We start from the raw sequence: 19,862 nt of genomic DNA, 5'->3' as shown, positions 1-19,862 counted from the left end.
AACTCGCCACCCGCTACAAGGCCGGAGTCCACCTCGCCGCACTCATCCTCTGGCTCCGCGAACCCACCCAAGATCCTTTGTCAGACAGGACCTAGCCGAGAGATACCTCAAGGAGTGGCGGGACGCCGATCCCAACCGCACGTCAGAACGCGTGAAGAGACGCCGCTCGGGCGCAAAGAACCCGACAGGAGCGGCGGAAACGGCCCCGATTTGGACGCACGCTGAGCGGACACGAGCCTGAAGGAGTTCGCCCGCATGACCGCTCCGACCATCGAGAACGACGCCGTATCCGGAGCCGAGGAGCCTCCCGATACCGGCGCACGGCACAAGCTGACGGCCGTCTCCGGACTCGCCGCGCTCTCGCTCGACGCGATGGCCTCGGTCGCGTACGGCCCGGAGGCGATCGTCCTGGTCCTGGCCGCCGCCGGTGGCCACGGGCTCGGCTTCACGCTGCCGGTCACGCTCGCCATCGCCGGTCTGCTCGCGGTACTCGTCGCCTCGTACCGGCAGGTCATCGCCGCGTTCCCGGACGGTGGCGGCTCCTACGCCGTCGCCAGGGCGCACCTGGGCCGCCGCACCAGCCTCGTCGCGGCGGGATCGCTCGTCCTCGACTACGTGCTCAACGTGGCTGTCGCCCTCACGGCCGGCGTCGCCGCTCTCACCTCCGCCTTCCCGGGCCTCCACAGCGACCGGCTGTGGATCTGTCTCGGCGTCCTCGCTCTGATCACGGCCGTGAACCTGCGCGGCATCGTCGACTCGGCCCGCGCCTTCATCGCCCCCACCGCCGTGTTCGTCGGCGCGATCCTCGTCGTGATCGTCGTCGGGCTCTTCCGTGACGCGCCGGTCTCCAGCGAGGCTTCCGCCGGGCACGCCCCCGTGCTCGCCGACCAGGCCACCACCGTCGGCGCGCTCCTGCTCCTGAAGGCGTTCGCGTCCGGCTGCTCGGCGCTCACCGGCGTCGAGGCCATCGCCAACGCGGTGCCGTCCTTCCGTGCCCCCGCTGCCCGGCGGGCGATGCGTGCGGAGGTCACGCTCGGCGCCCTGCTCGGCGTGATGCTGATCGGTCTGTCGGCGCTGATCTCCCGCTTCGGTATCCAGCCGGTGCAGGACGTGACCGTTCTCGCGCAGCTCGCCGACGCCTCACTGGGGAGCAACTGGGCTTTCTACGTCGTGCAGTTCGCGACGATGGTGCTGCTGGCGCTCTCCGCGAACACCTCCTTCGGCGGCCTGCCCGTCCTGCTGAGGCTGCTGGCCCGGGACAACTACGTCCCGCACGTCTTCGGCCTCAAGGCCGACCGCCAGGTCCACCGGCACGGCGTCATCTGGCTCGCGCTGGTCTCCGCCGCCCTGCTGGTGTTCTCCGGTGGGGACACGAACACGCTCGTCCCGCTCTTCGCGATCGGCGTCTTCGTCGGTTTCACGATCGCCCAGATCGGGATGGTCCTGCTCTGGCGTCGGGAGCGCGGCAGCCAGTGGGTCGCGAAAGCCCTGCTCAATGGTTTCGGCGCCGTACTGACGGGTGCCTCCGCGGTTGTCGTCACCGCCACCAAGTTCCATGACGGGGCCTGGCTGATCGTCATCGCCCTGCCCGTCCTCGTCCTCGCCTTCGAGACCGTGCACCGCGCGTACGGACGGATCGGGGAACGCCTCGGCATCGGCCGGATCCCCGCCCCTCCACACCGCGAGCGCTCGCTCGTTCTGGTCCCGGTCTCCTCGCTCACCCGGCTCACCAGCGAGGCACTCACCGCTGCCGTATCCCTCGGCGACGACGTTCGCGCCCTCACCGTCTGCCACCTGGACGCCGAGGACCTGGCGGCCACCGAGGCCCTCGAACGCGACTGGGCACTGTGGAATCCGGGTGTGCCCCTGGTCAGGCTCCCCTCCGAGAGGCGCTCGCTCGGCAAGCCCCTCACCGCGTACATAGGTGGGCTGCGCGCGGCCGAGCCGGACACCCGGATCACGGTCCTCATCCCGGAAGCGGAGCCGGAGCGACTGTGGCAGCGGTTGTTGCAGAATCAGCGGGGCGCGGTCGTCGCCCACGCCGTACGACGGGACACGGACGCCGTGGTCTGCAGGCTGAGGTTCCGGCTCGGCTCCCGCTAGGCGGGGCCTTTCGCGCGGCGGCACGCCCGATGCGTGCAAGCGGCTGAGACCCGGAGGCCGGCCCACCCCTGCCGGACGTCTTCGTCGGCTACCGTGCGCCGGGATCAACGGCTGTCGCACTGAAGGGGCAAGCGATGCATGAGGTGAGGACCTCGACGGGCACGGATGCGCTGAAGCGTCGCTTGGGTGTGTCCGACGCGGTGGTGATCGGCCTGGGGTCGATGATCGGGGCCGGTATCTTCGCCGCGTTCGCCCCGGCGGCGGCCGCCGCCGGTTCCGGGCTCATGTTCGCTCTGGCGCTGGCCGCGATCGTGGCGTACTGCAACGCCACGTCATCGGCCCGGCTGGCTGCCCGCCATCCCGAGTCAGGGGGGACCTACGTCTACGGCCGCGAGCGGCTGGGAGGCTTCTGGGGCTATCTGGCCGGGTGGGCGTTCGTGGTCGGCAAGACCGCCTCCTGCGCCGCGATGGCCCTGACCGTCGGCTTCTACGCCTGGCCGGGTCAGGCCCACGGCGTTGCGGTCGCCGCCGTGGTGACCCTGACCGCCCTCAACTACAGCGGTGTGCGGAAGTCCGCATGGCTGACCCGCGTCATCGTCACTGTCGTTCTCGCGGTCCTTGCCGCCGTGGTGGCCGCCTGCCTGACCAGTGACACGGCCGACGTCGTGCGCCTGCGCGTCGACGGGGACGTGACGGTCGGCGGGATGCTCCAGGCAGCGGGCTTGCTGTTCTTCGCCTTCGCCGGTTACGCGAGGATCGCCACGCTCGGCGAAGAGGTTCGGGACCCCGCACGCACCATTCGCCTCGCTATCCCGCTGGCGCTGGGCATCACCCTCGTCGTCTATACGGCAGTTGCCGTGGGCGCGCTCGTGGTGCTGGGGCCCGAGCGCCTGGGCCGGAGTGCCGCGCCGCTCGCCGAGGCCGTGCGGGCCGCCGGCGTCCCGGGGCTGGCCCCGGCGGTGCGTGTCGGGGCGGCCGTCGCGGCGCTCGGGTCACTTCTCGCGCTCATCCTGGGCGTCTCGCGCACCACCTTGGCCATGGCCCGCGATCGTCACCTGCCGCACGCGCTGGCGAGGGTCCACCCTCGCTTCCAGGTTCCCCACCGTGCCGAACTGGCAGTCGGTGCCGTGGTCGCCGTCCTGGCCGCGACGGTTGATGTACGGGACGCGATCGGCTTCTCGGCCTTCGGCGTCCTGGCCTACTACGCCGTGGCCAACGCGGCCGCGTGGACCCTGACTCCGGGAGAGGGCCGACCGCCACGCCTCGTTCCGGTCCTCGGCCTTGCCGGGTGCGGAACTCTCGCCTTCGCCCTGCCCGTGGCCTCTGTGATCTCCGGCGCCGCCGTCCTCGTACTCGGCGCTGCCGTGTACGGCGTGCGGAGGGTCAGGGCGAGCAACTCCCCAGACTGAGCAGCCTGTTGCGCGAGACGAATCACTGGTCCAACGGGCCACTGGTGCAACGGGCCACTGGTGCAACGGGTCGCCGATTCAACGCGTCATCGGTTCAGCTGAACGTGCGTCGGTAGGTCTGCGGACTGACGCCGGTGGTGCGTTTGAAGCGGTCGCGGAAGGTGGTGGGTGAACCGAAGCCGACCTGACCGCCGATGCGTTCGACGGAGTGCTCCGTGGTTTCGAGGAGGTGCTGTGCCTGGCGGATGCGGGCCCGGTGGAGCCATTGGAGCGGGGTGACGCCGGTCTGGTCGCTGAAGCGCCGGATCAGGGTTCGGGTGCTGGTCCCGGCCTGCTCGGCGATGTCGGCGAGGGTGAGGTCGCGGGCCAGGTTCTCCCGTAGCCAGGCGAGCAGCGCCTCCAGCTCGGAGCCGTGCGGCGTGGGAGTGTGGTCGTGGACGATGAACTGCGCCTGCCCGCCCTCCCGTTCGAGGGGCATCACCGACAGGCGGGCGGCGTCGGCGGCGACGGCGGAGCCGTAGTCGCGGCGGACCATGTGCAGGCACAGGTCCAGCCCGGCGGCCGCGCCGGCCGAGGTGAGGAACTGGCCGTTGTCGACGTAGAGGACGTCCGGATCGACGTCGATGTCCGGGTGGGTGACGGCCAGGAGCCCGGCCGCACGCCAGTGGGTCGTGACGCGCAGCCCGTCGAGGAGCCCGGTGGCAGCCAGGGGGAAGGTGCCAACGCAAAGGGAGGCGATGCGCGTGCCGTCGGCAGCGGCGGACCGCAGCGCGTCACGCACGGCGGCAGGGAGTGGGGCAGCGACATCGGCGACGCCCGGGACGATGATCGTGTCCGCGCCCTGGAGGCCCTCCAGACCCCACGGGGCGCGCAGCGCGAAGGCTCCGGCATCGATCTCGTCACGCTCGGCGCACACGCGGACCTGATAGCCGGCCCGCCCGTCGGGCAGGCGGGTCCGGGAGAAGACCTCGATCGGCGTGGACAGGTCGAACGGGATCACCTGGTCCAGCGCGAGTACGGCGACGGTGTGCATGGCGAAAACCTACCTCCCCGCCGACATGACGTCTCCAGCCCGGGACATGGGCGGCTCCGTCCCACTGCAGTTCCACGCCCTCCGGAAGGTGGTGGCGATTTCCCGTTGAAACCTGTCACTAGTGCCACTGGGCGATCACGGTGACAGCCGGTTGACTTCGGAGCGTCCGCTGGAGATCGACCCCGAAGGAATATCCATGCACATCCAGGTTGTCCTGTTCGACGGCTTCGATCCCCTCGATGTCATCGCCCCCTACGAGGTGCTGTACGCCGGCGGCTCGGCGTCGGACGGCGCGGTGACCGTCGAGCTGGTTTCCGCGGAGGGCCCTCGCGAGGTGATCAGCGGCACCGGCGGACTGACCCTGCGCGCCACCGGCGCACTGGACCTGGAGCGCGCGGACATGCTTCTGCTGCCCGGCGCCTCCGGCCGCATCGGCGAACCCGGCGAGGTCCCGGAAGACGAGGCAGTCCCCGGAGAGTGGAAGCAGGACGAGTTCATCCCGGTGTTGCTGCGCCGCACGCTGAACACCGATCTCCCCGCACTCCTCAAGCAGGCAATGGACGCCCCGGACATCACCGTCGCCACCGTCTGCGGCGGCTCGCTCGTACTCGCCCTGGCGGGCCTGCTTGAGGGGCGGCACGCCACCACCCACCACCTGGGCCTCGACATGCTGGACGCCGCCGGCGCCCACGCGGTCCGCGCCCGCATCGTGGACGACGGGGACCTGATCACCGGCGCCGCCGTCACTTCCGGGCTCGATCTGGCCCTGTACCTGCTGGAACGCGAGGTGGGCCCCCGCGTCGCGCACGCCGTCGAGGACCTCTTCGCCCACGAGCGGCGCGGCACCGTCTGGCGTCCCCAGGGCCCGACGCCCGTCGCCCTCTGAACACCCGGCGCTAACAAGCCAGCCGCTCACCACATCCCACGCACAGTGCCCAGTCAGGTGCAATGTGCGCAGTGCACAGTCAGGAAGAACATCAGCATGTCGGTCGAAGGCACCTGGAACGTGTCCATCTCCACCCCCATCGGCAAGATCAAGGCCGTGGTCGAACTCCGTGAGCAGGGCGGCACCCTGACCGGCACCGCACACGGAGCCGGCGAGGAAGTACCACTCAGTGACATCACCCTCGACGGCGCCCGGCTCACCTGGAAGCAGACCATCACCAAGCCCGTGCGGCTGAACCTGGCATTCGACGTGACCGTCGACGGCGACACCCTCCAGGGCACCTCCAAGGCCGGCCGCCTTCCGTCCTCGAAGGTCACCGGCGAGCGCGCGCCCGCCCCGGAGCGTGGGTCCGCCCTGGAGAGCCAGGCGTGACCAAGCTTCTTCTGTCGCTGCACGTCCTGGCCGCCATAGTCGCCGTCGGCCCGGTCACCGTCGCCGCGAGCATGTTCCCCGCGACGCTCCGGCGTGCCCTCGGCGATGGCGGCGAAGGCGACTATGGCGGTGGCGGTGGCGGCGATGGCCTGACGATCCTGCGGACACTGCACCGCATCTGTCGGGTCTACGCGGGCATCGGCATCGCCGTCCCCCTCTTCGGCTTCGCCACAGCCAGCAGTCTCGGCGTCCTCGGCGACGCCTGGCTCATCACCTCGATCCTGTTGACCGCGGCGGCCGCCGGTGTCCTGGTCCTGCTGATCCTGCCCGCTCAGGACCGCGCCCTGGCCGAGAGATCGGGGTGCGTCGGGCCGCCGCTGCCGCCGTCGCCAACTCCCTTGACACCGGCGCGTCTCGCCATGCTCACCGGCATCTTCAACCTGCTGTGGGCGGCGGTCACCGTACTGATGATCATCCGTCCCGGCTCCACCACGGGGGTGTGACCATGAACCTGCGATCCCCGCGCCACCTGCGCGTCGCCGCCCACGCCGAGCTGCTCTCGCTGATCGTCATGCTGGCCAACCTGTTCACCGTCCACCTCAGGCCCATCTCGTCCTTGATGGGCCCCACTCACGGCTGCGCCTACCTGTTCGTCGTGATCGCGACCTGGCGGCTGGACGAGGCGACGCCCGCCGCCAGGGCGCTCGCCGCCGTCCCCGGAGTGGGCGGGCTGCTCGCACTGCGGCGGCTCAGCCCTGCCGGTCCGGGCCCGACCCAACGCAAGGAGGCCATCCAGTCATGATCTACGTGTCGCCGATCATCGTCGGCATCGTCTACTGCCTGGCGATGTGCCTGATCAAAGAGCAGCCACACCGGCGCCGCTTCAACGCGATCATGGTGGCGGGGGCAGGTGCCGCCTACTTGAGCGGGGGCGGATTCGGCCCGTGGGAGCTGCCGTTCGTCGCACTCACGGCGTACGTCGCCTACCGGGGACTCGATTCCTGGACCTTCATCGGCATCGGCTGGCTGCTGCACACCGTGTGGGACGTGGCCCACTGGCTCAAGGGCAATCCGATCCTGCCGTTCGGGCACAACACGTCCATGGCTTGCGCCATTTGTGACCCCGTCATCGCCATGTGGTGCTTCCGCGGAGGACCATCGCCGGTCGCGCTCGTCGGCCGCTGGTTCGGGCCCGGCCGCGCCCACTCCTGATGCGGGCTTCGCACGGGTCACGGGGGACGGGCTACTTCGATTCCAGTCGTCCCAGCCGGTGGGAGTCACCGGCGAGGGCGGTCTGCGCCGTTTCCCAATCGGTGTGGCCGGTGTGGCCGGAGCGATCGGTGCTGGTGATGTGGCGCAGGTAGGCGAGAGTGACTTGTTGGACGAGAGCGACGCGGCCAGTATCTTCGTCGGTGGTTTCCGCCGCCTCGTAGCCGGAGATGCCGCCGAGGGAGTGCTGGCCGCCGTAGACCGTGAGCAGGCTTTTGTTGCTCGGGCTGAGGGTGTACGGGTCGGCCGTCCAGGACGGGCCCCGCGTGGAGAGCGGGAGATCGTCCTGGTCGCCGGCGACGACGAGTCCGGGTGCGGTGACGTGGGAGAAGTCCTGGCCCCGCAGCCAGGGAGCGTTCTCGATGGCGAAAGGGGTCAGTTCGTCGCCGCCCCGGCCCGCTGTGGCCAGTTGGATGCTGGCCATGACCCGGGAGTCGGACATGTCCTGCGCGATGCCGGTCGTCGGATCCGTGACGCGCAGCCCCACGAGGATGCCCGCGGTCTGGCCGCCGAAGGAGTGTCCGGCGGCGACGACGCGACTGTGGTCCGTCCGCCCGGCCAGGCCCGGCACGGACGCCTCCAGGCGGTCGAGTTGGTCGAGGATCTGCTTCATGTCCTGCACGCGGTAGCGCCACATGTGAGGTTTGCGGGGGTCATCCGCGCTCACGTTGAAGCGCCTGGAGTCGAGGTGTGTCGCCTGGATCACCACGAAGCCATGGGAGGCCCAGTGGTCGACGAGCGGTGCGTAGCCGTCCAGGCTCGAGCCGAATCCGTGCGCGAACAGCACGATCGGCAAGTTGGTGCCGATGACTGGTGCGGAGACACGCACGTGCAGGTCTTCACCGCGCTGCGGTGCGGACAGTACGACGGGTTTGACGGACACGGTCGGGGTGGAGGGGGGATCGATGAGGCCGGTCGCCTTGTACGGGGTCATGCGGTGCTTCTTCCAGACGTGGTGCGTGTGATGGGATCAGGTCGCCCGTCCGGAGACGGCGACTGCGCTGCGCACGCTCCTCTCGTTCAGGCCCTTGTGCGCGAGGAAAGGCACCGGCGGAGCCCCCCGGCGAGGCGCACGTCGCTTACGCTAAAACCTGACGTCGACGTCAGAGGCAAGCGACGTCGGAGGCAAGCTTTGTGGTGGGTGCCACACAGGAGACGAGATGCGCATCGGAGAACTCGCCGCCCGGACCGGTGTCAGTGTCCGGGCCCTGCGCTACTACGAGGAGCAGGATCTGCTCGCCGCCGAGCGCAGCCCCAGAGGCCAGCGCCACTACTCCGAGAGTGCGGTCGGCCAGGTCCAGATGATCCAGTAGCTCTACGCCGCCGGGCTGTCCAGCAAGACGATCGTCGAGCTCATGCCGAGTGTCACCGCCGGCCGCGCCACGCCCGCCCTGCTCAAGGGGTTGGCAGCGGAGCGCGAACATGTCGAGCAGCGCATCATCGACCTCACGCACGCGAGGGACCGGCTCGACGCGGTGATCGCCGCCGCGACGAGCAACATGCTCACCGGCACTTCCTGCCGACAGGCAACCACCGCCTAGGGCCTGTTGCGGAAGTCGATCTTGATGGCGTTAGGGTTCCGCCTGACATCGGTGCAGGGAGGGGTGGAGCCTGTGAACGCTCAGGTAAGGACTCGCATTTCGGCGTATGCAATCGCCATGGAAGATGATCGGCTGCTGTTGGCCCGGTTGTCGGATGCTTCGCCCGTTTTCATGCCGGGCCTATGGCATTTGCCTGGCGGGGGGATCGATCCGGGCGAGCAGCCCGTTGACGCACTGGCTCGCGAACTCTTGGAAGAAACGGGCCTTGAGCTGGTAGAGGCCCGGCTGCTCGACGCGAGGACATACTCGGCTCATAGGAATGGCATTAGCTGGAGCCTGACAGCACTTTTCTACGCTGCGTCTCTCAGGGGAGGGGCGCCGGTGGTGACCGAGATCGACGGCTCTACCGAGGCGGCGGTGTGGGTTCCGCTGGCCGACGTACAGGACGCCGCGGTGTTGTCACCGGCAGCTGCCGACGCCATGCGCATGCTCAAGCATGCCAAGGCGACGTTCACAGCCACTCATTGAGGACTGCGATCAGCACGGTCGCTTCGAAGTGGACGGCCGATTTGTCCTACCTCGTGGCCACGGCGCGGTGGCGCTTGAGACGATTGATCCCGCACTCGGCGGCGTGCCGTTCGCGGTAATCGATCTTGTCGAACTCTGGTGGCCTCCCGCCTCGGGGGCCAAGTTTGTGGCGGTTGCGGACTCGGTCGGCGGGGACTGGCTCGACCTGCGGGGAGTCACCTCGTTGACCGGCCGTGATCAGCGCTTCCAGAGGCTTCTGCCGCTTCTCGACGGCCAGGTGAATCTTGCTGGTCAAGCCGCCGCGGGAGCGTCCGATCCCGTGGTCCTCTGGCTCGACACCGACACCACCGGGCGGTTCCTTTTGGATCCCCTTTTTCACCGCCCCTGCGGCGTGTTGATGGGCCCGACAGATCGTGGAGTCGACGTTCACTTCCCGGGTGATCAGACCTTTTACGTCGGCCTGGGCTTGGAGGCGGGTGACGATCTGGCTCCAGGTGTCATCGCGCTGCCAGCGACGGAACAGGTCGTAGACCCGATCCCGTGGCCCGTAGCGTTCTGGGACGTCGCGCCACGGGGCGCCAGTCCGCGTCCGTCACCGTATGCCGTTTAGCAACTGTCTCCGCGTCCACACCGGTGGGCGGCCCGTCTTGACACCTCGCGGCAGCAGCGGCGTAAGCCGGGCCCACTGGTCGGCACACGGCTGGTCCGAGTGGTGCGAGTTTCGCGCGACCTCGGGCGGCGCGGTCGGGTCGGCTGGGTCGGTTCGACGACGGGTGTCAGTCGTCGTCACTGACGAAGTCTGCTATCGCGGCAGCGATGGCTTCGGGCTGCTCGTCGGGGATGAAGTGTCCAGCGTCGGGCACGACGATTCGAGTGGTGTTGTCGGCCCATGGGCCGATCGCGGCGGCCATGTCCGGAACGGATCCGTGGCTGCTGGAGATTCCGAGGACGGGCAGGGTCAGGTGCCGCCGCTTGAGCGCCTCGCGGTTCTTGCGCGCCGACTCCGCGGCGTCCCGGTAGTACGCGAGGGAAGCGCGCAGGCCGCCGTCTGCGGCAATGGCCGCCGCGTAGTGGTCGATCTCGGCGTCGTCGAACGTGTCGGGAGACAGGGCCTTCATCCTCAGGAACCAGTCGACGTACTCGCGTTCGCGCCCGGCAAGCAGCGTCTCGGGCAGGTCGGGCACGATGTGGAACGCGAAGTGCCAGGTTTTCCACGCGAGTTCGGGATCGGTGGGAATGGCCTCCGGGAGAGTGATGCCGGGAATCCCGGCGTCGAGCAGAGCGACCCCGCGCAGGTGGCTCTCGTAAGTGAGAGCGAGGGAGAAGGCCACCCAGGCGCCGATGTCGTGGGCGACCAAGGAGTAAGTCGAGACGCCGAGGGCCTGCACGGCGCTGTGGACGCACGCGGCCACCGTATGCGTGTCGTAGCTGTGCTCCGGACGCTCCGGACGCTCGGAGTGGCCCTGACCCGGCAGGTCGATCGCGATGACGTGGAACCGAGCGGCGAGGACGGGCATCACCTTTCGCCAGGCCCACCAGGTTTGCGGGAATCCGGCGAGCAGGACGACGGTCGGGCCGCCCGGCCGCCCGCCTTCGACGGCATGAAGGCGGACGCCGTCCGCGTCGACCCAGCGGTGAGTGAATCCGGTCAGATGCTGCAGGGGCAGGTCGCGGACGGGGTTGCTTTCGAAGACGTGCGGAGTGCTGGTTGCCGGGCCGGTCATCACGGGGGTCCTCCGTCGGTGTCAGGTGGGTGGTTGGGGCGGTGCGGCCGACGGCGGTGACCGGGACCACGAGGCGGGACCACGAGGTCTGTGTCTCGCGTGGTCACGAAGTGCGCGGTATGCCTGGCGGCCATGACCACGCTTGCAAGCTAGCACATCTTGAACTGACCAGTTCAAGATAAGATGGTGCGCAACACGGTCCGAACCATCGACACATCGGCAAGGAAGTGCCCGCGTGGCAGGCAAGAAGCAGTTCGACATGGACAAGGCGCTCGACGCCGCGATGATCCAGTTCTGGCGCGACGGCTACGCCGACACCTCGCTGGACGACTTGTCCCGCGCAACCGGCCTGAACCGCAGTTCCATCTACTCTTCCCTCGGCGACAAGGACAAGCTCTTCCTGCGGTGCCTGGATCTCTACGCCGCGCGCTACGGCGAGCAGTACGACGCCGCCTTGTCGTGCGCAGCCTCGGAGCCCGTTGCCGCTGTTCGTGCGTTCTTCGACGTCACCCTCGAACGCATCGCCGATCCCGAATTGCCTGACGGATGCCTGATCGCCCAGTCGGCCATGGCAATCCCGGTGCTGAGTCCGAGCGCCGCAGCGCATGCCAGGCAGTCCCTCGGCCTCCAGCGCCAGCGCCTGCGCACCGCATTGAAGGCTGCCCGACTGACCGACCAGAACGCCGAGGCCTTCGCCCTGCACGTGGCGGCGGTGAACCAGTCGCTCGCGGTCATGAGCAGGGCCGGGGCGAGCCCGGCGCAGCTCCTGGCGATCGTGGGTGTGACCGTTGACGCGCTGTCGCACGTGTTGCGCGCGTAACCCGAGACCCTCACCGGCCCGGAACACCCCTACGCTCTGCCTCGCGCGGCGACGAAGTGGCGCCGCGGCCGAGCAGATGCCGCACCATGTTCGCCTGTCCGAATCCGGCCGCCCAGTCGAGGGCGGTGCGGTTTCTCATCTCCGCGTCGACGTCGGCGCCACGGTCCAGCAACAGGTCCACGGTCGACATGTGTCCCTCCTGGCCGGCTGTGGCCGCGAGGACCAAGGGCAGGTGGCCCATTGCGTTCCTGGCATCGGGGTGCACGCCTGCATCGAGGAGACACTTCACCACTGAGGTGTGCCCGTGGACCGCCCCCAGGCACAGCGGTGTGGTCTCGCGGTACGTTCCCACCTTCTGCTCCGGATCCGCACCGGCCTCGACGAGAGCGCTCACGACACCGGCGTGCCCTCGACGTACCGCCTGATCCAACCCTGTGCACTGATCGCTGCTCCGCGCGTCGGCAGCGAAATCGCCTGTCTCGAGCAGCCGCTTCACCAGTCCGACATCACCGTCACCTGCGGCCCTCACCAGGCGGTCCGCCAAGTTCACCGGCTCAGCCGTGAACCCAACACCCTGGCAGCCACCAGAAGTACCGTCTCTCACGCCGCAGCCGGAAGGTCCATGAGCGCGAGTTTGGCCGGGTCGACCACGGCTGTGACGGCGGCGATGTGGCCGTCGACGACGTTGAACGCGAGGACCGACAGCGGGGCGCCGTTGGCGTGCCAGGAGACGACCCCCGGCAGCCCGTTGACGATGGCCGCCCGCCCCAGCGCGGCTGCCCCGGCCGCGAGTTGTGCGCCGGCGGCGACTTCGGTGGCTCCGAGGACGACGACTTCACCGGCAGGGGTGTCGACGGTCAGTTTCACCGCGGGGTCGAGAACCCGTAGCAATCCCTCGAAGTCGCCGCAGCGTGCCGCCTCCAGGAAGGCTTGGACCACCTGGCGTCGCTCCTGCTCGACGCCTGCGGGCCGTTCGCTCGCCTGGACCTTCCTGCGGGCACGGCTCGCGAGCATCTTCGCGGCAGCGGTGGATTTGCCGAGGATCTTGCCGATCTCGTCGAACGGCACCGCGAACAGGTCGTGCAGCACGAACGCCAGCCGTTCGCTCGGCCCGAGAGAGTCGAGGACGATCAGGAGCGCGAGCCCCACGGAGTCCGCGAGGACCGCGTCGTCCTCGGGAGCCGGACCGTCGTCGAGGGTGACGACGAGCACGGGCAACTGGTCGTCGTAGGACGCCTCGGGGCGGGCCCGACGCGATCGCAGGACGTCGAGGCTGATCCGGCCGACCACCGTGGTCAGCCATCCGGCGAGGTTGTCGATGGCCGCCGCGTCCTGGCGGGAGAGGCGTAGCCATGCCTCCTGAACCACGTCCTCGGCATCGGCGTGTGACCCGAGCACGCGATAGGCGACCGCGAGCAGCCGCCCACGCTGGGATTCGAACGCCTCGGTCACCGGGCTTGCACTCGTACTCGTACTCGTGGGGCTGGTGTGGGACATGTTGTTACCTTCCTCGGATCCGCTCCGTCATGGGTGATGACGAGCCCGGAAGGGCGCAGGTAACCGATGAAGGAGCGGACTGATGGAAGCACGTATGAAGAGCGCGATGAACCCCGATCTTGCCACTGCGATACAGCACCTTTACAAGGCGATTCACGCCGGTGGCGTGGACCAGCGCCTGCTGTCGCTGATCCACCTGCGGGCCAGTCAGATCAACGGTTGCAGCCCGTGTGTCTTCGCCTCGATCGACGCGGCGAAGAAGGTCGGGGAGACCGATGAGCGGCTGCACAACGTGGTTGCGTGGCGCGAGACACCCTTCTTCACGGAGGAGGAGAGGGCGGCACTGGAGCTGACGGAGGCCGCCACCCGGATCCAGGACGGTGCGCCGGGGGTGACCGACGAAGTCTGGGACTCGGCCGCCGATCACTTCTCCGAGGAGCAACTGGGCGCGATCATCCTGGAGATCGCGATGACCAACTTCTTCAACCGGATCAACCGTACGATCCGGGAGCAGGCCGGTAAGACCTGGTGAGCCCACGCCCACGGCTGACGGACGCCGGTTCTCGCCGCACCCACGACGAACGCCCGGGGACGTACGTCCGAGGAGATGCCCGTACCCATCACCGCACAGATCATCGCCCACGCCAATGGGGCGAGCGGGTTCCTGACGCCCGAGCCATCAGATGGTGTGGGCGAGCTGCGGCCGTAGACGCGCCCGTTGACGAGGTACGCCGGCGCTACGAGGAAAGAGCTCGGCGCATGAGGGTCGCATGACCCCCAGGGCCTCCACACGCCTCAGTGCGATACCGGGGCCTTTGAGTAGCTCCATCGCACTGGAGTGCGTGTAGGGCCTGGGGGGCCATTCCCCTGTGGGCTATGTGGCGGCCGGGGGATGCCCACCTCGATCGCCGCTGCCGGGTCTGGTGTTGGTCTGTCCGGGTGAGTAGGAACTGCTCATGCCCACCTGGTCAGGTCATAGACCGCGTCACACAGCGGATCCGCAGCCTCGTCGACGCGGTGTGCGGGAAGGGTCTCGCGGTCATCGGGGTTGAGGATGGCCATGAGCTTGGCTGAGACCCACCACCCCACGTTGCGGAGCTGGCGGGTGTCATCGTCATACAACGCAACGTCCACGCCAAGGGTGCCGTAGTCCCAGCTCAGGTAGAGACGCAGGACGGCGGGGGTGCGCAGGTCGAAGCCCACGAGGTGGTACAGGCCCGGGGCGGCGGATGCTGCGCGTCATGCCGAAGGGGGCCACCCACCAAATCGGCGATTACGTAGTCGAACGCGTCCTGAGCTGTGACTTCGCTGTTTCTGGTCCTGAGACCAGCGGATTCCAGCCTTGCGGCGTCGACTACCCGCAGACCCTCGCAGCGGACTGCACAAAATCCTGACGATCACGCCACGGTGCCTCGCGTCGCCAGCCCCTTTCAAGGCAGGCGCCGCGCGGTGCTTCCCCCGGGATCGTCGGTAAGCATCACCGCGGCGGTGGTGCGCTTGCCGACCACCTCGCGGTGCACCGAGAAGCTCTGACACACCGCCATCACGATTTCCAGGCCGTGCTGGCCGATCCGGCCCGGATCGGTGGCCCTGGCCACCGGCAGGACCGGCGCACTGTCCCAGACCGACACCTCGACCCGGCCCTCCACCAGTTCAAGATCGAGCAAGCACGGGCCGGGGGCGTACTTGCAGGCGTTCGTCAGCAGCTCACTGACTACCAGTTGGACCATGCCCAGCGCCCGCTCGGACACCGGGAGCCCACGATCCGACTGCAAACGTGCCAGGAAGACGCGGGCCAGCTCTCGCCCCAGAGCGGTGTCACCAGTGCTGCCCTCGTACGCCTGCGACACCTTGACCACCTCGTCGTCCGGCAGCCGAACCCCATCCCGGGCAGCCCCGTCCATACCGATCCGCCCGCTTCCTGAGCACTGAGTGTCAGGACAGCCCCTACCCCCAAACCCGAAATACACCAGAACGATCACGCTCATGTTCAAAGACAGCTATTCAGTAGAACCTGCACAGAGGGCCCGCGCCGAACGCAGCCGTCACGGGTCCGCCGAGCAGAACTACGCAGATCCCTGGATATGGGACAGGTGCTGACGCCTGTGAATATCGCTGTGGTGGCGGGAAGGAGTACCTCGATCAGGAGGTTGTAATGCTCAGTGACCGGATAGGTTTGGCCGAGGTGCTGGCGGCGGCGGAAGCGGCCGCGCCAGTGGACTCGCTCGATGTCGTGGCGCGCAACCTTCGCGACCGTTTCGGGGCCAAGTCGGTATCGCTCCTGTTCGTCGACGTCGTCGGACGGCGTCTGCTGCGCGTCCATGACACGGCGGGCACCCTGCGTGAGGACCGCGCCGAGCAGGTCCCTCTGGTCGGCAGCAGCGTGTACGACGAGGTTCTGCGCACCCAGAAGCTGGTTCAGGCTCCGGCCGGTGAGGAAGGGCGGCGGGTGCTGGCACCCGTCACCAACCGCGGTGACACCATCGGGGTGCTGGAGCTGTTCCTCACCCGGATCACGCCGGAGATGCTGGAGCAGGTCGAGGAGACCGCGCACGCACTCGCGTACATCATCGTCACCGACCGCCGCTTCACCGACCTGTACCACTGGGGCAACCGCACCACCACGGTCAGCCTCGCGGCGGAGATCCAGCGCCAGCTCCTGCCGTCGGCCTCCTGCTGTGAGGCGCCCCAGTTCACGCTCGCGGGCGCTCTGGTCCCGGCCTCCACCATTGCCGGGGACACCTATGACTACAGCCTCGACAACGACACCCTGCACCTGTCCATCACCGACGCCATGGGCCACGACGTCAGCGCTTCCCTCATGGCTACCCTCCTCGTCAACGCTTCGCGGGGTGCCCGCCGTGCGGGGGAGGACCTTGTCGAGCAGGCCCGCCAGACCCACCAAGCCGTCTTCGACCACGGCAACCGCACCTTCGCCACGGGCCAGCTGCTGCGCATCGCCCTGGACGGAGGCGGTGCCCAGCTCATCAACGCCGGCCACCCCTGGCCGCTTCGGCTGCGCGACGGCAAGGTCGAGGAGCTGCGCCTGCGGGTGAACCTGCCTTTCGGCTGGCCCGAGCAGGGGCCCTACCACGTACAGGACCTCGACCTGCTCCCCGGCGACCGCCTGCTGCTGCACACCGACGGCATGCAGGAACGCGACGCCCAGGCAGTCGATCTGGCGGAAATCCTGCGGGACACCGCCGACGATCACCCGCGCGAGGTCGTGCGTTCCTTGGTCGGCGCGGTCGGCGATGCCTACGGTGGGCAGGCGCCGAAGGACGACGCGACAGTCCTGTGCGTGGACTGGCACGGCGCACTCGCTAACTGAGCTCGTGGTGTTGCGTGAAGCTGAGCAGTCGGTGCTGCTGTCATGCCGGTACTCAAACTCCTCATCAGCGGTCCGTCGATGCCCCCGGGCCCGAAGGCCGGAGGCCCAGTTGCGGAGCCGCGAAAACGGTAACGGGGGACTCTACGAGCATCGGCTGACGGCAGCTGTCACACGGCCGTAGGGGCCGCTCACCCAGGGCTGGGGCACCAGGGAACGCCTCGACCACGTCGTGGACGCGGTGATGACTCCGGGGACTGCGGTACGGAGCCGACCACCGCCATCGACTTCTCCGAGGGTGAGGCGGAGATCGTCCGGCGGGAGCGGGTGGCACCGCGCGCTTCGAGTAGCGCGCGGTGCCGTGTGCTTTCCGTTCGGTTCCGGTGGCTCAGCCCGTCGGCAGGGCCGCCGTGGCGTTCGGGTCCGACTGGGCACGCAGGCGCATGAGCTTCTCGAGGCCCGGGTTCAGCCCCACGGCTTCCTTCGGCTTGCCGGTCGACGGGGGCTCGATCGGGTCCGTCGGCGGCGGCTTCTGGAGGGCCACGCAGTTCGACCTGCCCGATTCCAGTGAGCCGTTGACGGCGGTGACACAGAAGTCGAAGTTCCAGTTGCCGGGGAACAAGAAGGTGATGCCCCGGTCGGTGGTCTCCGAGATGTACTCGTCGGCCGAGAAGCCGCCGCCCGTGTAGTTGTTGCGCACCCACACGCGGTAGCCGGCCGCCTCCTTCGACCCCCTCCAGTTCAGATGCACGGATACGGGGTCGACGGATTTGATCGTCAGGTCGGTGGGGGCCGGAGGCATACCGGCACCGATGTTGACCGGCCTGGCGCCGCCGGGCAAACCACCGCCCACGTCGTTCCAGGTGACCACGGCGACGAGATAGCGGTGGCCGGGTTTGAGGCCGCCGACGTGCAGGGAGGTGCCTCTGACCGCCTTGCTCTCGAGGAAGGCGCCGGGGCTGTCCCTGTCCCAGGTGATGACCTCGTACCGGTCGACGTGCTCCGAGTAGGGGCCCTTGGCGGGTTGCCAGGACACGTCGACGCCCGTGGCAGTGGCGCGGGTGACGATCTTCTCGGGCGGGGCCGCGGTCTTGGGGTGCGCGACCGCACTGACGGTCGCCGACCACTCCGAGCGGCCGTCGTCGGCGTTGTCGGTGCGGACCTGGTACTCCCAGTTCAGGCCGTCTGCGGTCCAGGTCGTGTCGAAACGGTTCGTCGACACGGGGATCTCCTGCCAGGTGCCCGAGCCGACGAGACGACTGCGGACGGTGTAGCCGCGAGCACCGAAGACCGGGCGCCAGGTCACCTTGATTCCGGTGGGCACGGACTCGGCGACAGGTCCGGGCACCGCGGGCGCCGGTCGTGCGGGGACCGAGGCCGGAAGGTCAGGCACGTGCGTACCGATGCCGAACCGCTGGTGGAGGGTGAGGGCGAAGGCCCGCGCGATCTGGAACTCCCCGCGGGCGTTGGGGTGCAGGCCGTCATAGCCAGCCGGGCACCTGGCGGCGCCGCAGTCGTACGCGCCGGCCCAGTCCACCAGCTCAACCCGGGATGCGCGGGTGCTCCAGGACGAGACCGCCTTGCCGAGCTTGTCGTTGTAGTCGGCGGTCGTGACCGGCAGGTCTTCGCGCCCGCCGATGAAGGAGCGCTGGGGGACGTTGGCCACGGCGAACCGGACGCCGGGTTTGGCGTCACGCGCGTTCTCGATCAGGTCCTTCATGCTGTTGAGCGTGCCGTCCGCACCGCTGACGAACCAGCCCATGTCGTTGAACCCGAGCCCGACGAGCACCAGATCGGGTTGGTACTGAGCGACCATCCTGCCGATCAGCTTCTTGTCCTGGGCCACCTGGCGCCCCCAGACCGCGAAGTGGTCGCGGTCGAAGTCGGGGGAGACTCCGGCGGCGTACGCGCCCGAGACGGGCGGGTCGTCGAGGGACGATTCCTGGTCCTCTCCCTGGAGCGGCGGTCTGGCCGGGGCCGCCGGTGCGACGGGGTTCTTGGTCCCCTTGTACGGGCCGACGAAGTCGACGTCGATGTGCTGGCTCCTGAACCACTGCCACAGCCGGTAGCGCCAGGTCCAGTCGCCTTCGGCGCCCTGGGTCATCGAGTCGCCGACGACCATCACCTTCTTGGGCGTGTCCCGTATGCCCTCCTGGAGCCGGGCCAGTGCTTCGGAGAGCCGGGGGCCCCAGCCCTCGAGCCGTCCGGCCATGAACGTCAGGACGTTGCCCCAGTTCGTGAGCCTGGTCGCCAGGTTGCGCAGACTGGTCTGGACCTCCGTGACCAGGGAGCCGGCGCCCTCCGCGGCCCACTTCACCACCGCTCCGCCGAGGCCGCCTGAGACCGCGCCCAGGATTCCCATGGCCACGGCCTCCGCCCAGACATCACCGTCCTGGAGCGATCTGCCGTCGAAGTAGGCGTTCATCAGCTCGCTCACCAAGCCGCTGAGGGCACCGCCGACGGCGCCGCACACCGGAGCGGCCGCGGGCGCCCCCACGTTGAAGGCGGCCAGGCATGCCGCCGTCGACACGATGAGGACGGCCAGGGACACGATCCCGGCGGCGAGCTTCTGCCACACGTTCGCCTCGGTACTGACGCCGCCCGCCGGGGACACCAGCACGAGCGTGTTGTCGACGACGAACAGCTCCCCGTCGAAATCGGCTCCGCCCTCGGTGGGCGGGTAGATGCCGACGCTGTTGTCCCGGGCCCTCTTGGTGAACGACTCGCCCAGCGTCATGCCGGCGCTGCGGTCGGCACGCGTCTCGTCGACCACGACCTCGATGTGGTCGTGGACGCGTTTGTCGCCCTTGAAGTCGAGCACGACCATCAGGTCGTCGCCGCTCTTCGCCAGCCCGCGGAGTTCACCGCGCGCCTCGTTCGCACAGCCGATGCTCAGGGCCACGGCTCCCTCTTGGTCCCCGCCCCCGCCGGACGCGTGCAGGGCGCACGGACGGGCCGGTGCGGCGGCGGGGCCCCGGGCGGCGGCGGACTCGGTGGCCGCGACGCACAGGAGCGCGAGGGCGACGACGAAGGTGAGGAGGTGGCGGTGCGCGGAGTGACGCGCCCCGGGTCTCTTGCGGGTCTTTCCCGGTCTCTTGCCTGGTGTGCGCACTGTGGGCATGCCGGTCAGCACGTCCTTCCCACTCATGACGTCATACGGGACGTCGGACAACAGGAGGCGCGGGACGTGCTTCACGGGCCTGCGCCGCCCCCCCGGGTGGGTGGGCGCGCCGAGCGCCCGAACGACCCCGCCGGGGGAGCCTGCGTCAGGACCTGCCCCGACCGCCAGAAG

The 19,862-nt window shown here is 69.0% G+C and carries 19 protein-coding genes and 3 pseudogenes; 13 read left to right on the top strand and 9 right to left on the bottom strand.

The genetic code is table 11. The features are described 5' to 3' along the window. Positions 1-255: 255 nt before the first annotated feature. On the top strand, positions 256-2,103 hold the full coding sequence (locus ACZ69I_RS37910; protein WP_470837064.1) for an APC family permease: 1,848 nt from the start codon (positions 256-258) through the stop codon (positions 2,101-2,103). Positions 2,104-2,237: 134 nt separating this feature from the next. Beyond that, positions 2,238-3,512: an APC family permease gene (locus ACZ69I_RS37905; RefSeq protein ID WP_467682973.1), complete on the top strand. Its 1,275-nt coding sequence runs from the start codon at positions 2,238-2,240 to the stop codon at positions 3,510-3,512. 94 nt (positions 3,513-3,606) lie between these two features. Here ACZ69I_RS37905 and ACZ69I_RS37900 read toward each other — a convergent pair whose 3' ends face one another. Then, positions 3,607-4,545, bottom strand: a complete 939-nt coding sequence (locus tag ACZ69I_RS37900) for a GlxA family transcriptional regulator (protein ID WP_470837063.1) — start codon at positions 4,543-4,545, stop codon at positions 3,607-3,609. Between the two features lie 196 nt (positions 4,546-4,741). Between ACZ69I_RS37900 and ACZ69I_RS37895 the strand changes: the two genes are divergently transcribed. The 5 genes from ACZ69I_RS37895 (at position 4,742) to ACZ69I_RS37875 (ending at position 7,075) form a co-directional block, all read left to right on the top strand. Further along, on the top strand, positions 4,742-5,431 hold the full coding sequence (locus ACZ69I_RS37895) for a DJ-1/PfpI family protein (protein WP_470837062.1): 690 nt from the start codon (positions 4,742-4,744) through the stop codon (positions 5,429-5,431). A gap of 96 nt (positions 5,432-5,527) precedes the next feature. Then, a complete protein-coding gene (locus ACZ69I_RS37890; protein ID WP_470837061.1) occupies positions 5,528-5,863 on the top strand; it encodes a hypothetical protein in 336 nt (111 codons plus the stop codon). Then, on the top strand, positions 5,860-6,366 hold the full coding sequence (locus ACZ69I_RS37885; RefSeq protein ID WP_470837060.1) for a hypothetical protein: 507 nt from the start codon (positions 5,860-5,862) through the stop codon (positions 6,364-6,366). Before ACZ69I_RS37890 ends, ACZ69I_RS37885 begins: the two co-directional genes overlap by 4 nt. A 2-nt stretch (positions 6,367-6,368) precedes the next feature. Further along, positions 6,369-6,665, top strand: a complete 297-nt coding sequence (locus ACZ69I_RS37880; protein WP_470837058.1) for a DUF3817 domain-containing protein — start codon at positions 6,369-6,371, stop codon at positions 6,663-6,665. Continuing rightward, positions 6,662-7,075, top strand: a complete 414-nt coding sequence (locus tag ACZ69I_RS37875; protein WP_470837057.1) for a DUF6010 family protein — start codon at positions 6,662-6,664, stop codon at positions 7,073-7,075. The genes ACZ69I_RS37880 and ACZ69I_RS37875 overlap by 4 nt, the downstream gene beginning before the upstream one ends. 31 nt (positions 7,076-7,106) lie before the next feature. On the opposite strand, the gene ACZ69I_RS37870 is transcribed toward ACZ69I_RS37875, so the two are convergent. Further along, complete coding sequence (locus ACZ69I_RS37870; RefSeq protein WP_470837055.1) at positions 7,107-8,066, bottom strand: alpha/beta hydrolase family protein; 960 nt, start codon at positions 8,064-8,066, stop codon at positions 7,107-7,109. Positions 8,067-8,292: 226 nt separating this feature from the next. On the opposite strand from ACZ69I_RS37870, the pseudogene ACZ69I_RS37865 reads away from it, so the two are divergent. Both ACZ69I_RS37865 and ACZ69I_RS37860 read left to right on the top strand, forming a co-directional pair. Beyond that, a pseudogene (locus ACZ69I_RS37865) lies at positions 8,293-8,673 on the top strand (MerR family transcriptional regulator). A 117-nt stretch (positions 8,674-8,790) separates the two neighbouring features. Further along, entirely contained in the window at positions 8,791-9,201 is a 411-nt protein-coding gene (locus tag ACZ69I_RS37860) for an NUDIX hydrolase (protein WP_470837054.1), read from the top strand. Here the strand turns inward: ACZ69I_RS37860 and ACZ69I_RS37855 are convergent. Next, positions 9,185-9,868 (bottom strand): annotated as a pseudogene (locus ACZ69I_RS37855) (IS5 family transposase). The gene ACZ69I_RS37860 and the pseudogene ACZ69I_RS37855 overlap by 17 nt on opposite strands. A 109-nt stretch (positions 9,869-9,977) precedes the next feature. Then, entirely contained in the window at positions 9,978-10,925 is a 948-nt protein-coding gene (locus tag ACZ69I_RS37850) for an alpha/beta fold hydrolase (protein WP_467682713.1), read from the bottom strand. Positions 10,926-11,160: 235 nt separating this feature from the next. Between ACZ69I_RS37850 and ACZ69I_RS37845 the strand changes: the two genes are divergently transcribed. Beyond that, on the top strand, positions 11,161-11,745 hold the full coding sequence (locus tag ACZ69I_RS37845) for a TetR/AcrR family transcriptional regulator (protein WP_467682714.1): 585 nt from the start codon (positions 11,161-11,163) through the stop codon (positions 11,743-11,745). A 10-nt stretch (positions 11,746-11,755) separates the two neighbouring features. On the opposite strand, the gene ACZ69I_RS37840 is transcribed toward ACZ69I_RS37845, so the two are convergent. Both ACZ69I_RS37840 and ACZ69I_RS37835 read right to left on the bottom strand, forming a co-directional pair. Continuing rightward, positions 11,756-12,241, bottom strand: a complete 486-nt coding sequence (locus ACZ69I_RS37840; RefSeq protein ID WP_470837053.1) for an ankyrin repeat domain-containing protein — start codon at positions 12,239-12,241, stop codon at positions 11,756-11,758. A 104-nt stretch (positions 12,242-12,345) separates the two neighbouring features. Next, positions 12,346-13,242 carry a sigma-70 family RNA polymerase sigma factor gene (locus ACZ69I_RS37835; protein ID WP_470837051.1) on the bottom strand — a complete coding sequence of 299 codons (897 nt, stop codon included), beginning with the start codon at positions 13,240-13,242 and terminating at the stop codon, positions 12,346-12,348. Between the two features lie 82 nt (positions 13,243-13,324). Between ACZ69I_RS37835 and ACZ69I_RS37830 the strand changes: the two genes are divergently transcribed. Continuing rightward, complete coding sequence (locus ACZ69I_RS37830) at positions 13,325-13,774, top strand: carboxymuconolactone decarboxylase family protein (protein ID WP_467682717.1); 450 nt, start codon at positions 13,325-13,327, stop codon at positions 13,772-13,774. 422 nt (positions 13,775-14,196) lie between these two features. Here the strand turns inward: ACZ69I_RS37830 and ACZ69I_RS37825 are convergent, their stop codons facing one another. Both ACZ69I_RS37825 and ACZ69I_RS37820 read right to left on the bottom strand, forming a co-directional pair. Continuing rightward, positions 14,197-14,445, bottom strand: coding sequence for a hypothetical protein (locus ACZ69I_RS37825; protein ID WP_470837050.1), 249 nt, complete (start codon positions 14,443-14,445; stop codon positions 14,197-14,199). Positions 14,446-14,672: 227 nt separating this feature from the next. Further along, entirely contained in the window at positions 14,673-15,146 is a 474-nt protein-coding gene (locus ACZ69I_RS37820; protein ID WP_470837049.1) for an ATP-binding protein, read from the bottom strand. A 251-nt stretch (positions 15,147-15,397) separates the two neighbouring features. Here ACZ69I_RS37820 and ACZ69I_RS37815 point away from each other — a divergent pair, with 251 nt between their 5' ends. Next, the gene (locus ACZ69I_RS37815) at positions 15,398-16,573 is read left to right on the top strand and encodes a PP2C family protein-serine/threonine phosphatase (RefSeq protein WP_467682720.1); all 1,176 of its coding nucleotides are present in this window, start codon (positions 15,398-15,400) and stop codon (positions 16,571-16,573) included. Positions 16,574-16,757: 184 nt separating this feature from the next. After that, positions 16,758-16,920: pseudogene (locus tag ACZ69I_RS37810) on the top strand (L-threonylcarbamoyladenylate synthase); the annotation flags it as partial. A gap of 38 nt (positions 16,921-16,958) precedes the next feature. Here ACZ69I_RS37810 and ACZ69I_RS37805 read toward each other — a convergent pair. Further along, a complete protein-coding gene (locus tag ACZ69I_RS37805) occupies positions 16,959-19,718 on the bottom strand; it encodes a fibronectin type III domain-containing protein (RefSeq protein ID WP_470837048.1) in 2,760 nt (919 codons plus the stop codon). Positions 19,719-19,862: the final 144 nt, after the last annotated feature.

Source organism: Streptomyces sp. NPDC036815 (assembly GCF_055609205.1).
The sequence above is the reverse complement of the archived record's forward strand: the minus strand, read 5'-3'. Positions and strand labels throughout refer to the sequence as shown.